At 67.6% G+C, this 14,857-nt stretch carries 14 protein-coding genes; 5 read left to right on the plus strand and 9 right to left on the minus strand.

Features of this window, described 5'->3' with window-relative positions:
* Positions 1-140 precede the first annotated feature (140 nt).
* The 3 genes from EFY87_RS19470 to EFY87_RS19480 all read right to left on the minus strand — a co-directional run bounded on the left by EFY87_RS19470 (position 141) and on the right by EFY87_RS19480 (position 2,518).
* Entirely contained in the window at positions 141-578 is a 438-nt protein-coding gene (locus EFY87_RS19470; protein WP_123273151.1) for a PIN domain-containing protein, read from the minus strand.
* Complete coding sequence (locus EFY87_RS19475) at positions 578-832, minus strand: type II toxin-antitoxin system Phd/YefM family antitoxin (protein WP_123273152.1); 255 nt, start codon at positions 830-832, stop codon at positions 578-580. The genes EFY87_RS19470 and EFY87_RS19475 overlap by 1 nt, the downstream gene beginning before the upstream one ends.
* A gap of 444 nt (positions 833-1,276) precedes the next feature.
* Positions 1,277-2,518 carry an MFS transporter gene (locus EFY87_RS19480; RefSeq protein WP_245988774.1) on the minus strand — a complete coding sequence of 414 codons (1,242 nt, stop codon included), beginning with the start codon at positions 2,516-2,518 and terminating at the stop codon, positions 1,277-1,279.
* Between the two features lie 83 nt (positions 2,519-2,601).
* On the opposite strand from EFY87_RS19480, the gene EFY87_RS19485 reads away from it, so the two are divergent.
* Positions 2,602-3,258 (plus strand): GntR family transcriptional regulator, encoded by a 657-nt coding sequence (locus EFY87_RS19485; protein ID WP_123273153.1) that lies wholly within the window; start codon positions 2,602-2,604, stop codon positions 3,256-3,258.
* Here the strand turns inward: EFY87_RS19485 and EFY87_RS19490 are convergent.
* A complete protein-coding gene (locus EFY87_RS19490; RefSeq protein ID WP_123273154.1) occupies positions 3,233-4,027 on the minus strand; it encodes a DinB family protein in 795 nt (264 codons plus the stop codon). The genes EFY87_RS19485 and EFY87_RS19490 overlap by 26 nt on opposite strands.
* Positions 4,028-4,144: 117 nt before the next feature.
* Here EFY87_RS19490 and EFY87_RS19495 point away from each other — a divergent pair, with 117 nt between their 5' ends.
* A complete protein-coding gene (locus EFY87_RS19495) occupies positions 4,145-5,524 on the plus strand; it encodes a sensor histidine kinase (RefSeq protein ID WP_123273155.1) in 1,380 nt (459 codons plus the stop codon).
* On the opposite strand, the gene EFY87_RS19500 is transcribed toward EFY87_RS19495, so the two are convergent.
* Positions 5,503-6,174, minus strand: a complete 672-nt coding sequence (locus EFY87_RS19500; RefSeq protein ID WP_123273156.1) for a response regulator transcription factor — start codon at positions 6,172-6,174, stop codon at positions 5,503-5,505. The two genes, EFY87_RS19495 and EFY87_RS19500, sit on opposite strands and share 22 nt — an antisense overlap.
* A 309-nt stretch (positions 6,175-6,483) precedes the next feature.
* On the opposite strand from EFY87_RS19500, the gene EFY87_RS20450 reads away from it, so the two are divergent.
* Complete coding sequence (locus EFY87_RS20450; RefSeq protein ID WP_158607729.1) at positions 6,484-7,353, plus strand: beta propeller repeat protein; 870 nt, start codon at positions 6,484-6,486, stop codon at positions 7,351-7,353.
* 33 nt (positions 7,354-7,386) lie between these two features.
* Here EFY87_RS20450 and EFY87_RS19510 read toward each other — a convergent pair whose 3' ends face one another.
* From EFY87_RS19510 to fucP, 3 genes are all read right to left on the minus strand, one after another.
* Positions 7,387-8,523 (minus strand): glycoside hydrolase family 3 N-terminal domain-containing protein, encoded by a 1,137-nt coding sequence (locus tag EFY87_RS19510; protein WP_123273157.1) that lies wholly within the window; start codon positions 8,521-8,523, stop codon positions 7,387-7,389.
* A gap of 237 nt (positions 8,524-8,760) precedes the next feature.
* A complete protein-coding gene (locus EFY87_RS19515) occupies positions 8,761-10,044 on the minus strand; it encodes an ABC transporter substrate-binding protein (protein WP_123273158.1) in 1,284 nt (427 codons plus the stop codon).
* On the minus strand, positions 10,041-11,384 hold the full coding sequence (fucP, locus tag EFY87_RS19520) for an L-fucose:H+ symporter permease (RefSeq protein WP_123273159.1): 1,344 nt from the start codon (positions 11,382-11,384) through the stop codon (positions 10,041-10,043). Before fucP ends, EFY87_RS19515 begins: the two co-directional genes overlap by 4 nt.
* A gap of 205 nt (positions 11,385-11,589) precedes the next feature.
* On the opposite strand from fucP, the gene EFY87_RS19525 reads away from it, so the two are divergent.
* Both EFY87_RS19525 and EFY87_RS19530 read left to right on the plus strand, forming a co-directional pair.
* Positions 11,590-12,636, plus strand: coding sequence for a LacI family DNA-binding transcriptional regulator (locus EFY87_RS19525; protein WP_158607730.1), 1,047 nt, complete (start codon positions 11,590-11,592; stop codon positions 12,634-12,636).
* Positions 12,637-12,817: 181 nt separating this feature from the next.
* On the plus strand, positions 12,818-13,258 hold the full coding sequence (locus EFY87_RS19530; protein WP_123273161.1) for a universal stress protein: 441 nt from the start codon (positions 12,818-12,820) through the stop codon (positions 13,256-13,258).
* Between the two features lie 104 nt (positions 13,259-13,362).
* Here EFY87_RS19530 and EFY87_RS19535 read toward each other — a convergent pair whose 3' ends face one another.
* Positions 13,363-14,568 (minus strand): ATP-binding protein, encoded by a 1,206-nt coding sequence (locus EFY87_RS19535; RefSeq protein WP_123273162.1) that lies wholly within the window; start codon positions 14,566-14,568, stop codon positions 13,363-13,365.
* Positions 14,569-14,857 lie beyond the last annotated feature (289 nt).

Here is a 14,857-nt window from a genome sequence, read left to right on the forward strand (position 1 = left end):
ATCACGCCACTGCCCGCCACGCCCACCCGAGGGTGGCAACAACGGTCCGATCCGCTCCCACGCCGCGTCCGTCAACTCACCACGTCCAACCACACCAGCATCATCGGTAACACCGACTCACATCATTCGCAGGACACGCCCTAGCCGCTGGTGGGTGGGTTGAGATAGATCCCAATTCTGTCGGTGGTCCAGGTCGGGACGCCGGTGCCGAAGAAGTCGTTGTCCTCGGTCCAGATCGGGCAGTCCAGCAGCATCGCGACCGCCAGGACGGGCCAGTCGTCGGGGTCGCGTTGAATGCGGGCCAGTGCCTCGTCCTTGATGTTGAGGAAGGCGTCCTCGGGGATCGCGGCGACGATGCTGCGCAGCTGGTTCAGGAGGGCGAGTGCCGCCTCGATCTCGGCGGTGCGGTTGAACTTGGTCAGCACGGCGGGCAGGTGCTCTTCGGCGTCGTCGAACGCGACCTCGGGGGCGAAGAAGTCCACCTCTGCTGCGTGGCTGGCGAGGGTCTCCTTGACTCGGCGGCCGAGGACGGCGCGGATCAGGATATTGGCGTCGATGACAAGACGACGGTGCTGCATTATCGGCGGTCTTTGCGGCGGGTCTTGAAGTCGTCAACCATCGCCTCGACCTCATCGTCAGTGAGCGCCAGGAGGGCGTCGAGCTTCTCCCCAGCTGCCTTCAACGCGGCCACGTCAGCAGCACGGTCGGTCTTGACCGGGATGAAGTAGCCGACCGTGTGCCCGTGCCGGGTCACCGCGACGGGTTCGTCTGCGTCGACGAAGTCGGCCAAACCGGCCCGGAACTCCCGGACCCCGACCTTGGATGCGCCCATGACCCCTCCTCGCAATTGTGTCATCTTCGTGTACACATTCTAACCCGTCGCGCTCGCCTGCGCCTCCGGCCGCGACTTCCCTGCACGCTTCGTGGTAGCCAAGGGCGGCGTCGGCTTGTGCGACGACCCACCACCGGTGCGTCCGCCACCGTTATGTTCACCGCTGCGCTGATACGGGCCGCCACCGTATGGATTCCGGGCGAACATCGCCTCCGACGGCGTATGCCGCGACGTCGCAGTCGACGGCAACTGATGCGCAACCGGACCAGTCCGTTCCCCGCCGCGTCGAAAGACCACGACTCCCAAAATGGCTGCAGGCCACCGACTTTCGCGTTCCCTGCGGTCGCCGGGTTCGCCGCACCCGCACCATGGCGAGCAGGACATCGTTCGGGACGATCCGGGGGCGAGGAAAGCCTCGCGTCATACTCCCTGCTGGCGAACCCCTCAGCTCGCCCGCATCCGCACCACGACAGGAACGGCACAGACACCCACGAGACCGCAGGCGATCGCGAGCGTCGGGTAGCTGAAGGCCGCGGCGACGACCCCGGACGCCGCACCCGCTGCCGCGCCGGTCAGCGCGACGAGCACGTCGATGCTGCCCTGCACCTGCGGGCGCTCGCTCGGCACCGTGCCGTCGACGACCAGTGCAGTACCCGCGATCAGGCCGAGGTTCCAGCCGAAACCGAGCAGCACCAACGCAATCGTCACCAGAACCATCGGGCCGCCCGACGACGCTGCGGCGCACATGCCCGCGAGCAGCAACATGACAACGGAGGCGATCGCGGTCGGCAGACGGCCCCATCGGTCAGCGAGCAGGCCGCTGATCGGCGACGGCAGGTACATCGCCGCGATATGTGCCGCGATCACCGCACCCGCCGCGCCCAGGCCGTGACCGTGCGACTGCATCGCCACCGGAGTCATCGTCATCACCGCAACCATCGCGACCTGCGTCGCGATCATGGTGGTCGCGCCGAGCACGACGAGCTGCCGGTGCGCGGTCACCGGCGCTGCGGTGCTGCCGGCCGGCGCCTGCACGGGCACCTGCCGCGACAGCACCAGCGGGTCCGGCCGCAACAACGCGAGCAGGGTGACCCCGGCGATCGCATAGGCCACCCCCGCCAGCACGAACATTCCCGACAGTTCGGGCAACCCGAGCGCGTGCGCCACCGTGCCGAGCGGATCAACCAGGCTCGGCCCAGCCACCGCGCCCGCAGTCGTCGACACCAGCGCGAGACTCGCCGCGTGGCCGCGCTGATCGGACCGGGCGAGATCGGTCCCGGCATACCGCGCCTGCAGGTTGGTGGCCGACCCGGCGCCATACACGAAGAGCGACACGAAGAAGAGCGGCACGTCGCGGGTCGCGGTCGCCAGCACCACACCCGCGGCACCGAGCGCCCCCGCCAGGAATCCCGCGGCGAGCGCCGGCCGGCGACCGAGCCGGCGGGCCGCACGACCGACCAGGTATGCCGCGAGCGCCGACCCGAGCGTGACCACGGCTGTCGGCAGTCCCGCCAGCCCGACACTGCCGAGCAGATCCTTCGCGATCAGCGCCCCGACGGTCGCGCCGGCCGCCAGACCGGCCCCGCCGAAGACCTGCGCCGTCATCACGATCCGCAGCGTGCGGCGCTGCACCCGCGCGATCTCCTCGGCGTCCAGCTCGGCCGTCACCGCTGCCATCTCCGTCATAGCCACCTCCGGCGAGCTAGGATACCAGTTGTGTGCTAGTGGTCCGGCTACCGTGGGACGGCATACGACCGACGGAGGAGCAGATGGCGACGACACCACGCGGTGGCGCGAGCGCCCGCGCCTACGAACGCATCCGCCGGGACATCGTGGCGGGCACCCTCGCGGCCGGCACGATGCTCAGCGAGAGCGAGCTCGCCGCCGCACTCGGCGTGAGCCGCACCCCGATCCGGTCGGCACTCAGCCGGCTGCAGAGCGAGGGGTGGGTGACGATCTATCCTCAGCGCGGCGCGCTGGTCCGCGAGCTGACCTACGACGAGATCCGCGAGGCGGCCGAGGTGCGCCATGCGCTGGAGACGGCCGGGGTGCTGCGAGCCGATCCGGCCGGACTGGAGGCGGCGCTGCAGACGCTGGAGGCTTCGGTCGAGGCGCAGCGAAAAGACTTGGCAGCAGGGGACTTCGCGGCGTTCAACGAGCGCGCGCAGCAGTTTCACCGCGGCTTCGTCGCGCTCGCCGGCAATGCGACGATGCTCGCGCTCTACGACCGGGTGCAGGACCGTCAGCTGCAGTCGACCGCCCGCAGCGCGGCGGAGATCCTGGACGATCCCGGCAGCGTGGTGGCCGAGCACCGCGAGATGATCGACGACGCGCGACGCGGCGACTGGGCCGCCTTCGCCGAACTGCTCGACCGGCACCAGACCTCCCGGCACGGCACCATCAGCCGGATGTCGCCTCCGCGCTGAGCGCGTCGAGATCGCGCACGGCGTAGCGCAAGTGCTCCCACTCCTCGTCGAGGATGGTGTGCAGACAGTGCAGGACCGTCTCGTCATACTCAGGCGCGTGCGGGTTGGGCCGATGCTCGGCGAGCACCTCCGGAGTCACGGTCGCCAGATAGTCGCCGACCATCGCGACCCGGCCGGCGCGCACCGCCAGCACCTCGTCGTATGACGGGGTGGCCGCCGCGTCGAAGGCCTCCGCAGAGTAGGCCTCCGTGCCCGGTTCGTCGTTGGGCACACCGAGCGGGTGATAGGGGTGCTCACCTCCCAGGATGGCCCGCCCCAGCCACACATCGGTCGCCATCACCAGATGCCGCAACGTCCGGACGAACGGCCACTCACCGTCGACCGACCGATCGACGATGCCGGCCGGGAACGTCGCAACCCGGGCGAAAACCGCCGCCCAGGCACCCTGCACCGCCACCCACGCCGCGCGCAGGCCGTCCGGGGTGTCGGCGCCGCGCAACTCGCGACCGGGAAACCGCGTGTTCAGCTCGGCGTCGACATACGGGCGGATGTCGACGCCGTTGACCAGCACCGGCTCGTCGCCGTCGAAGAGCCATGGCCCGTCGATCTCGATGCCCTCGACCTGCACTCCACGCAGCACCGCGTGGGACAGGTCGGCGTCCGAGATCCGCGCGTCACGCAGGCTGACACCGCGGAAGCTGGCGTCGCGGAGGCTGACGTCGCGGAACGTCGCGCCACGCAGGTCGTCGGAGCTGCCGAAACTCGCCATACGTCGAAGGTAGCGAGCGGAACCGGCGCCGTGAAGACAATCCGATGACGGCGTCCCGCACTGAGGAAACGCTGAGATGTCCGGGCTCTCCGGGCCCGCGGGCGGCAGTATGGCGGAGTGGTCCAGCTGATGCCGACGCGACTGCGCGGACTGCGGACGCAACTCACCGCGCTCACTGCCGTCGTGGTCATCATCCCGCTCGTCGTGGGCGTCTTCGTGCTGGCCACCCTGCTGCAGCGGTCCCTCACCGGCAGCCTCACCTCCCGGGTCACCCAGCAGGCAGACACGGTGGCCGCCGCGATCCAACACGACGGAGTCCGCAAATCTGTTCTCGTCGGGGTGGATTCGGCGATGCGGACAGTAGTGCTCGACGACTCCGGCCGGATGCTGCTTGCCGCGCCGGACGACCAGACCGGCCCCCTCAGCTCCGAACGTCCGACTGGGCAACGGCGGATCGTCCACGGCGCGCGGCACTGGTGGCGGCCCGGCGACATCGACACGCCCATGGTCGTGTCGGTCGGCGTGCCCGTCGGCGACGCGCACTACATCGTGCAGGTCGCGGCGTCGCAGCAGCCCCAGCACGAAGCGATCAGCACCGACGCCAAGATCCTCCTGCTGGGCACTCCCGTGCTGACCGCACTCGCCGCGGCGCTGGCGTGGTGGGTTTCCGGGCGTGCGCTCACGCCGGTCGACCGGATGCGTGCCGAGGTCGACGCGATCGAGGCAGGGCACCTGGACACCCGGGTGGCGGTGCCCCAGCAGGACGACGAAATCGCTGCATTGGCAGTGACGTTGAACCGGATGCTGGATCGCCTCCAGTCGTCACAAACACGTCAGCAGCGCTTCGTCGCGGATGCCAGTCACGAATTGCGCTCACCACTCGCCACCCTGCAAGCGGCAACCGAGCTGGCCGCCACCGACCCGGCCGAGGAGTGGCCGGTCGTCGCTCCGACCGTCCGCGCCGAGCTGGAGCGGATGAATGCGCTCATCGCAGATCTGCTGTTGCTGGCACGCATTGAGGAGCTTCCCGGGGCGTCCGCTCCCGTCGGTGTCGACCTCGACGACGTGGCCCAGGCCGAGGTCGGACGCTGGCGTGGCCAGGAGACGGTGATGGTGCGGTATGCCGGCACCCCGAGCCGGGCGACTGCCCTGCAGTCATCGGTGCAGCGCATCGTGCGCAACCTGGTCGACAACGGCATCCGGCACGCACACGAGACCGTCGTCGTCACCACCTCGGCACGAGCCGGCGTCGCACTGCTGACAGTGGATGACGACGGCCCGGGCATCGCGCCGGCCGACCGGGAGCGCGTGTTCGATCGGTTCGTCCGGCTCGATGAGAGCCGCAGCCGGGGAGCGGGTGGCTCCGGCCTCGGCCTGGCCATCGTCCGCGAACTCGCCCGCAGTGCGGGAGGTGACGTCGAGATCGGCGAATCACCTCTGGGCGGAGCGCGATTCACGCTCTCGCTGCCGGAACCTCAGGAGTCCTCGAGCCGGTAGCCGAGGCCGCGCACCGTCGCGATCGTGTCCGTGCCGAACGGGCGGTCGATCTTGCGGCGCAGGTAGCCGACATACACCTCGACGACGTTGTCGTCGCCCTCGAACGCCGGGTCCCAGACATGCCGCAGGATCTCGGCCTTGCTGACCGTCACCCCGCGACGTCGCATCAGGAAGTGCAGCAGACTGAACTCCCTTGCGGTCAGGTCGATTTCGGTGTCTCCACGGAACACTTGAGTCGAGCCGGGGTCGAGCCGCAAGCCGCCGACGGTGAGCACAACGGGGCGGGACACAGGGGTGCGGCGGGTCAACGCCCGCAGACGCGCTTCCAGCACGGGGAAACTGAACGGTTTGGTCAGGTAGTCGTCGGCGCCGAGGTCGAGGGCGTCGACCTGGTCGAATTCGCCGTCCTTGGCGGTGAGCATCAGCACCGGGGACCAGACCTGCCGTTCGCGCAGCCGCCGCAGCACGTCATACCCGTGCATGCCGGGGAGCATGATGTCCAGCACGATCACGTCGAAGGTCTCCTCGGTCGCCAGCCACAGCCCGTCGATGCCGTTGTGGGCGATCTCGACGACGAAACCCGTCTTGGCCAGCCCCCGCTGAACGAGGCGTGCGAGTGGCACTTCGTCGTCGACGACCAGAACCCTCATGGGCGAGCAGTATTGCGGTTCGCCAGCCGTATGACGACCCGGCGTCGCCACTCCCGGCCGGCCGTCCGGGCCGGGCAAGGTCGGGCATCGGCACGCATTACTGCACGATGACACCCGGCCGCTGAGGGGCGGCTGAGTCCGGCTGCGGCGGCGCGTTGAGCCGGCGCGCGCGGTGTCAGACCAGCCCCACGCGGCACATCAGTCACGACGAATATTTCGATACTCCCGTTGAAACGGCGCCCTTCTGCGGCATAGTGGGATCGTGCCGGGCGGCCGGCGGCTGGGTCCCGGCGTCCGGAGGGGTGGTCTATGCGTCGTACTCCCGTTTTCGTCCTGCTCTTCCTGCTCCTCGTCGCCGACGTGGTGCTGGTGACCGGCGCGCTCCGCTCGACGCACGTCAACACCTCGAAGATGGCAGTCGCCAACCAGACACTCACCGCGCCCACCCCGGCTCCGACGACCGCATCGGGTAGCCCCACGACCGCGGCGGCGCCCGCCGGCAAGGTGATCGTCGCCGGGCTGAACAGTTCCCACGCGTGGCGGGCGGTTTCCGCGGTCACGTGCGTCCCCGGTGCCACCAGAGCGAACGTCGCCCGCACCAGCAACGGCGGTCAGGACTGGAAGTCGGTGTCCGTGCCGCTCGTCACCGTCTCCGGGTTGTCGTATGCCGGGAGCGCGATCGTGGCGAACGGGCTCGACGCGTCGTGCCAGCCCGCGGCATACACGCTGGGCGACTCGCCCTCCGCGACGACCAAGTCCGCTGCCTGGTCGGTCGATCCGAAGGACCAGGCGAAGCTGCTCGCGGACGGTCAGCCGGTGAGCGACGAACCGTGCACCGGCCGGGTGCTGGACGTCGCCGTGAACTCCGCGAACGACGCGGTCGTCCTGTGCGGCAATGGCTCCGTCCAGCACACCACCGACGGGGGCGACTCCTGGCGGCAGCTCACCGGGAAGGGCGACACGGTGGCGATCGCCACCGGCTCAACGTCGACCGCGGTGTATGTCGCGACCCCCTCCTCGTGCGGTCTCTCGGTGCACCTGGTGACGGCTGCCGCGTCCGGTTGCCTCGACCACACCAAGGACTGGACCGGACCACTCGACATGGCGATCATCGGCAGCACCATGTGGCTGGTGTCGCCCACGCAGGCGCTCACCGAACCGGTGGCGAACCTCAGCTGAGGGAGTCGCCGGTCGCAGTGCGGGTCTGCGGTCTCAGCGCAGACCCACGCGCAGCCGACGCACCCGTTCCAGGGCCAGCTCGAAGGTCCACGGGTTCAGCCGCCCCTGCCGCAGGGCCGTGGTGACGGCGCTGACCGCCGCCTGGCCCTGGCTCACATCGCGCGCGGAGCACAGCAGCAAGTCCATGCCTGCCTTGGCGGCGAGGACAGTGCGCTGACCGGTGTCGCCGAAGGGGTCGAGCGCGCCGGCCTCGAGGGCATCGGTGATCGTCACGCCGCGGAAGTGCTGGCGGCCGCGCAACTCGCCCTCGACGAAACGCGTCGACAGACCGGCCGGATAGACCGGGTCGATCGCGGGATAGACCGCCCACGACGTCATCACCAGCTTGACGCCCGCGTGGATCACCGGAGTGAATGCGAACTCGTCGATGGTGCGGATGTCGTGCGCCGACTGGGTGAGGGTGACGACGCCCAGATCGGTGTTCTGGTCGACGGTCGCGGCGCCGAGCCCGGGATAGTGCTTCGCGGTGGCGGCGACACCCGTCGCCTGCTGGGCCCGCACGAACGCGGCGCCGAGGGTGCCGCACACCTCGGGGTTCTGGCTGTAGGAGCGCTGCCACTGGTCGTCGAAGTTGCCGGGCGTGCGGAAGACATCCTCCACCGGTGCCAGGTTCAGGTTCATGCCGACGCCGTGGAGCGCCGCGCCTGCACCGGCGCCGGCGCTGGTCGCAGCCGCCACCGGGTCGGCTGACTCGCCGATCTGCTTCTCCGACAGCACCGGCTGCTGGCCCTGCAGCCGCCGGATGAACCCACCTTCCTGGTCGGTCATCAGCAGCAGCGGCAGGTCACGCGTGGGGCTCTGTGCGTGCGCGGCCTTGAGCTCGCTGATCACCTCGGTGATCTGGGAGAGGCTGAGGATGTTCTCCCCGAAGAAGATCAGCCCGCCGACCATGCCCTGCCGGATCAGCTGCAGCAACTCATCCGACGGCGTCGCTCCGGGGTAGGAGAAGATCACCCGCTGCGCAACCTGCTGCGTCAGCGAAAACCGATGACACCACAGCGGATCCGCATCCGCGGACTGCATGGAGACTGCCCCGAGGGCAAGCCCGCCGCCGATCACACCTCCCGCGCGAAGAACGGTCCGCCGACTGACCGGAAACTGCTGACCCATCTCGATCCTCCTTCTCGCCGTGGTGCCTGGTGCGCCGCGGGCCGCCGACCAGTCTTCTCCTCTCGCGGTCGCCCGTGGGCTGTCGGGCGCGTCGGGTTTCGCGGTCGGTGACGTATGGCGTCAGCCGGCTGGAGGCGGCCCCGGACCTCCGGCCGGGGCAACGCACTCATCGAGCGGACAAACAGACATCGCCCCAGCCATGTGGCTGGGGCGATGTCGTGACCCGTGGAACCAGACTCAGCCGCCGGTCACCGGAATCACTGCCTTGCTGCTCTGCATCGTGTTGATGAAGCTGGTCTGGCTGTGACCCGAGTTGAAGTCGGCAACAGCATTGAACAGAGCCTGTTGCACCCTCGGCGGGATGAGCTCGCCGTCGGTCATCGACAACAGGATCGTGTCACTGAACAGCGCCTTGAATGCCGACTGCTGATATGACGTCAGACTCGACACGTCTGCATCCTTGCGGACCGGGACCGAACCCTTCTTGGCGCTGAATGCGGTCTCGACCGTCGGCGAGGCGATCGTGGTCAGGAAGTTCTTCGCGTTGATCCCGTTCTTCGCCTTCTTGGCCTGCACAAAGTTGTCGACGATGGCCAGGAAATTGCCGCTCGTGCCCGGATAGGGCACATAGCCGAAGGTCTGGCCCGGGACGCCGTGATCCGCCTCGATCTCGCCATACACCGAGTCGTTCATGGCCAGGAATCCGCAGCCATTGTTGGTGAACTTCTTTGCCGCCTGGTCCCAGTGCAGGCCACTGGAGAGCGGATCGACATACTTCATGATCTTGGCGTAGGTGCTCAGGGCAGTCTTGACGTCGGATCCGCCCCAGTTGAACTTGTCATCCTCGATTTTCTGCCAGCCCTTGGACCCGACCACGCTCAGCAGCGTGTCCTCGAAAACCTCGACGGCAGTGAATCGGTCACTTTGCCCCATGCACAACCCTGGGGTCCCGGTGGCATTGACCTTCGCCAGATCCGCGATGAACTGATCCATCGTGAACCCCGTGGTCGGTATGGCGACCCCCGCCTTCCTCAGCACCGCGGTGTTGAAGAAGAGATTGTTCTGCCGGTGCGCCTCGGTGGGCACGCCATACTGCTTGCCACCAATTGTTTCGGCGGAAAGCAGCCCGGCCGGCAGTTGAGTCGTCAATCCGGTATTCTGGTAGACGCTGGAGACATCGGCGATGTACCCCTGGCTCTTCCAGGAGTTGAGCGCCTTGCCCGGAAATGCCTGCCACAGGTCCGGTGGATTGCCATTCAGCAACCGCGAGGCAAGAGCGACCTGCTCATTCGAGCCCGCGCCACCGGTGACCGCCGAGTCGATCACCTTGACATCGGGGTATTTCTTCTCGTATGCGCTGACCAGGACTTGCAGAGCCGCCTTCTCCGAGGCGGAGGTCCACCAGGACATGATCTCGACCTGCTTGGTCGAACTCGTGTTGTTGCCGCTGCCGCCACCGCTACAGGCGGCCAGTGAGACTGTGGCCACAAGAGCCACCGAAGTTACGATGAACTTCCTCATGCGGTAGCACCTTTCACGCTTTGCGGCTTGGCTTTGAGATCGTAGACCGCGAACAACGCCACGACTGCGAAGCAGACGGCGGGAACGAAGAACGACAGCGAGATGCCGATCGAGTCCTGCAGGATGCCCTGGACCATCGGCACGATCGCACCGCCGACAATGGCCATCACCAGACCGGCCGCACCGAACTTGGACGCCGGGCCGAGGCCCTTGAGCGCCACGCCATAAATGGTCGGGAACATCAGTGACAGGCAGCCGGAGACCAGGACCAGGCAGACGACACCGACGATATTCGGCGATAGCGCACCGAAAATGCACAGGAGCACCGCGGCACTGGCAAGCACGCTGAGCACCTTGGTCGGGCGGATCCGGCCGATGACCCACGTCATCACGAACCGCGAGATCAGGAAGAGCAACAGGCTGACCTGCAGCACCTGGCCACCAGCATCCAGCGAGCCGTGGAAGACGTGCTGACCGTAGGCGATGATGTAGGTCCACACACAGGTCTGCGCCGCGATGTTGAAGAACTGCGCCACCACCCCGAAAACCCACCGCTTGTTCGAGAAGAGGATCTTCATCGGGCTCTTGCCCTCAAGGTGACTGAAGTCCCCCTCCTCCGCGAACTCGTCCACCGCCTCCGTCTTCGGCATTTTCTTGAAGGCGATGGCGAGGGCGATCAGGATCAGCACGACACCGAGCCCGAGGTAGGGGCCCATCACCGCCTGCAGCTGCTTGGCCCGGACGTCGTGTGCCTGTTCACTCGTCAGCGAGGCCAGGTTCACCGGCGTGCTCAGCTTGGGCAGGATGAGGGCGTTCGCCATCAGCACGCCGATATTGGTGCCGACCGGGTTGAATGCCTGCGCGAAATTCAGCCGGCGGGTGGCGGTGGCTTCCGGACCGATCGACAGGACGAACGGGTTCGCCGAAGTCTCCAGAATGGAGCACCCTGCCGCCAGGGCGAACAGGGCTATCAGGAACGCGCTGTAGGTCATGATGTGCGACGCGGGGTAGAACCCGAATGCGCCGAGGGTGGCCAAGCACAACCCGGACAGGATGCCTACCTTGTAGCCCCACTTCTGGTTGATGAAGGCCGCGGGCAACGCGAGCAGGAAGTAGGCGCCGTAATAGGCGAGCTGCACCAGCGAACCCTGGAAGGCGTTCATGTGGAAGATGGTCTTGAAACCCGAGACCATCGGTGTCGTCATGTCCGCGGCGCAGCCCCATGCGGTGAAGCAGCAGATGACGACGACGAACATCAATCCCATGCCCGGGAAGGTCAGTCTGCTCTTTTCGGAGGCGGTGCCCGAGGCCCGTTCTTCCGCATTGTCTATTTGGGTCATGTGTTACCTCTCGGCGGGAGAAGTGACGATCCCGAAGTGCAGCCGACTGATCCGATGCTCACAGGTACGACCGAGAGCGGGATGGTAGGGAGCCCATCCGGCGTGACTTGCGCCACAGAGCATAAGCGCGTGGATCCGCCGCGTGCGATGCGTTGCGCAACAGATGTGCCCCAGCAGGCGAGGCCAGGCGGCATACGATGGCCGGATGGCAGCTCCACGGCGGCGTGTCCGGATGCGCGAGGTCGCCGAACACGCGGGCGTTTCGACATCCACCGTGTCCCACGTCCTGAATGGGACCCGATTTGTCAGCCCAGCCACGCAAGCGGCCGTCCTTGCGGCGGCGGAGGAACTGGGCTACGAGCTCCCGGAAACCGTGGAGATCGCACCGAGCCGGCGCACCCTCGGGATCGCGATCTCCAGTTACTCCAACCCGTACATGGCCGAGCTGATCCAGGGCGTCGAGCAAGAAGCGATCCGGGCCGGCTTCGCGCTCTTTCTGTGCGACTCACACGACAACCCGAAGCAGGAGAGCGAGGCAGTCCGGACGTTGCTGACCCACCACGTGGATGCCATCGTGCTTGCGCCGACCTCCCAGTGGGAGGAGACCGCGCTGCCGTTGCTGCACAAGGGCGGTCGGCCGTACGTGCTGATCGACAGGCTCAGCGCCTCTCCCTGCGACCAGGTCGTCTGCGACAGTGCGTCGGCGACGGCCACCCTCATCGAGCACTTGATCGGCCACGGCCACCACCGCATCGGCATGGTGTCCGGGCTGCCCGGCCTGTCGACGTCACAGGAACGGCTGCGTGGTTATCAGCGGGCTCTCGTCGACGCCGGACTGGCCGTCGACGAGCACCTGGTGCGATGTGGCCACTCCAGCGCGAGTGGCGGACGCGCGGCAGTCCACAGCCTGCTGCGGAACGAGCCTCGCCCGACAGCCATCTTCAGCGCGAACAATGCGATGACGGTCGGCGCGCTCCAGGCATTCGACGAACTCGGCATTCGCGTGGGCGACGACGTCGCGCTGGTCGGTTTCGACGACTTCGAATGGGCCTCCGCGGTGCGGCCGGCGCTCACCACCGTGGCGCAGCCATTTCACGCCATGGGCGCCCGGGCGGTGCAACTGTTGCTGCATCGGCTGGAGAACCCGATGGCGGCCCACCGGGTGGTCCGGCTGCCGACCGAAATCCAGTATCGCGACAGTTGCGGTTGCCCGCCCCTCGACCGGCGCTTCCCCGAGGCTCCCCGAAACTGACGTTCCCCAGGCGATCGGGCCTGGGCTGCTCGTCGCGCTGCGCGGCGGGTGCGTGGAAGTTGCGCAACAACGCTCCACGCACCGGCAACCCCGCTACGGTCAGCCCTACCATCTGTACTTGGCCAAACCCCAACTCCCCTGCAGCCACCAGTGCGACAACGGTCGCCGTGAAGGAGGAACCATGTCCACCACTCGTCAGCCTGCCGTGATCGTGGGAGTCGATGGATCGGAGAATTCGGCGAAGGCGGTCGACTGGGCCGCCAAGCAGGCGCAGATGACCGGTAACGATCTGGTCCTGGTGGCGGTATGGGCGCCATACGCCCGCTCGCTCAACACCTCGCCCGCCGGCGCCCTGGCCGTCGCCGCGAGCGGCATCAACCCCGAACGCGAGGCGGCGTCGCTGCTGGAGGACGCGCGCACGCGGTTCGACCCGGCCGGGATCAACGTGGTCGCGAAGACCATCGAGGGCTACCCGGGGCGATCCCTGGTGGACGAGGCGCAGGAAGGCGACCTGCTGGTCGTCGGCAGCGAAGGCCGCACCGGCATCGCCGGCATGATGCTGGGCTCCACCAGCTACTACTGCCTGCGGCACGCCCAGTCGACCGTGGTCATCATTCGTTGAGCTGAGAGCGGCGATCTCGACTTGTCGGGCCTCGCTTCGACACGTTCATGATGCGCGCGATGCCCGTTCGCGAAGTACCTGAAGTGAAGCGGGCATTTCGCATCTCAGCCGACGCTGCGCAAGTACCTCCCGAAGTGCGGGACGGTGAAGGCGATCCGCCCGCGCTCGCCGGAGTAGATGAGGCCCTTCTTCAGCAGCGCGTCACGGGCGGGCGAGAGCGACTGCGGCTTGCGGCCGAGGACGGTCGCAACGGCGGAGGTCGGCACCGACTCAACGTCGTCTCGCTCCTCCTCCGGTGTAGCAGTGGCCGCGTCAGCCATGGCGCGGAGGTACTCCCGCTCCCCGGGAGTCGCTCTCTCATAACGGGATCCGAAGAATCCGACTGCCAGCTCCGCCTCGGCAGCCGGTGCCGCGACCGCTATATCGGCGGCGGTCACGGGTGAGCCGGGCGCAACGTCCCACGCGACCTTGCCGTAGGCCTGGATGAAGTAGGGGTAGCCGCCCGTCGCGACATACATCGCCTCGAGGGCGGCCGACTCGAACTCCGCGTCCTCCTCCTGCGCCGGTGACTGCAGCGCCCTGTCCGCGGCCTCGCGAGGCAGGCGATCGATGCGCGCGTAACGAAACAACCTCTCGCTGTACGACTTTGACGCCGACAGCACCGCCGGCAGGTGTGGCAGGCCGGCACCTACGACGATGATCGGCAGGGAGGCCTGGCTGATCTCATGACATGCGGCGCACAGCGCCGACACATCCTCGGCGTCCAAGTCCTGCATCTCGTCGATGAAGATCGCGACGCCGCGACCCATATCAGCGGCCAATCCGCCTGCGTCGGAAAGCAATTCGACCAGGTCGATTTCGATGTCGCCCGAGTCGGCGCGTCCGGTGACCGCCGGGGCGTCGATGCCCGGGTTCCACCGCTCGCGCAGTTTGGCGTTCGGGCCGGCGTCGCGCTGCGCGAACGACTTGATCACCCCGAGCACCTGATCGACGTCGGCCTGCTGCGAATGCCCGAGCTCCCGCACCGCCTGGTGCAGCGCCGACGACAACGGGCGGCGCAGCCGCTGATCGGGCCGTGCCTCCAGCTTGCCCGTGCCCCACTTCGCACGAACAGCCGCTGACCGCAACGCATTCAGCAGCACCGTCTTGCCCACACCACGCAGCCCGGTGAGCACCACCGACCGCTCCGGGCGCCCGCGCGCGATCCGCTCCAGCACGACGTCGAACGTGCGCAGCTCGTCGTCACGACCGGCCAGCTCCGGTGGGCGCTGACCGGCGCCGGGCGCGTAAGGGTTGCGTATCGGATCCACGCGAGGACTGTATGGCGAAATCTAGTCGATGCCCGATACATCGTTAGCGTGTCGCATCGACGCTCGCGTTCTGACCTGCAGCGCCCTCGGCAAGCGGGGTGGCGGCATGCCCGGCTGGGTGGGTTCGCGGGCGCTCGCCAGGGTTGGTGGTCGGTCGGGCGCGGGTCGCGCGCCGCCGGTCATCGGCATTATTCGGAAATTTTTCTTATAGAACGCTTGTGCTATCAGGATGCGTTCAGGTAAACTGCAGGTACAGCGAAACACCCTGAACGGCAAGGAGGTCCGGGTA

Origin of the sequence: Flexivirga caeni (genome assembly GCF_003724155.1) — a bacterium.
GTDB classification, from domain to species: Bacteria; Actinomycetota; Actinomycetes; order Actinomycetales; family Dermatophilaceae; genus Flexivirga; species Flexivirga caeni.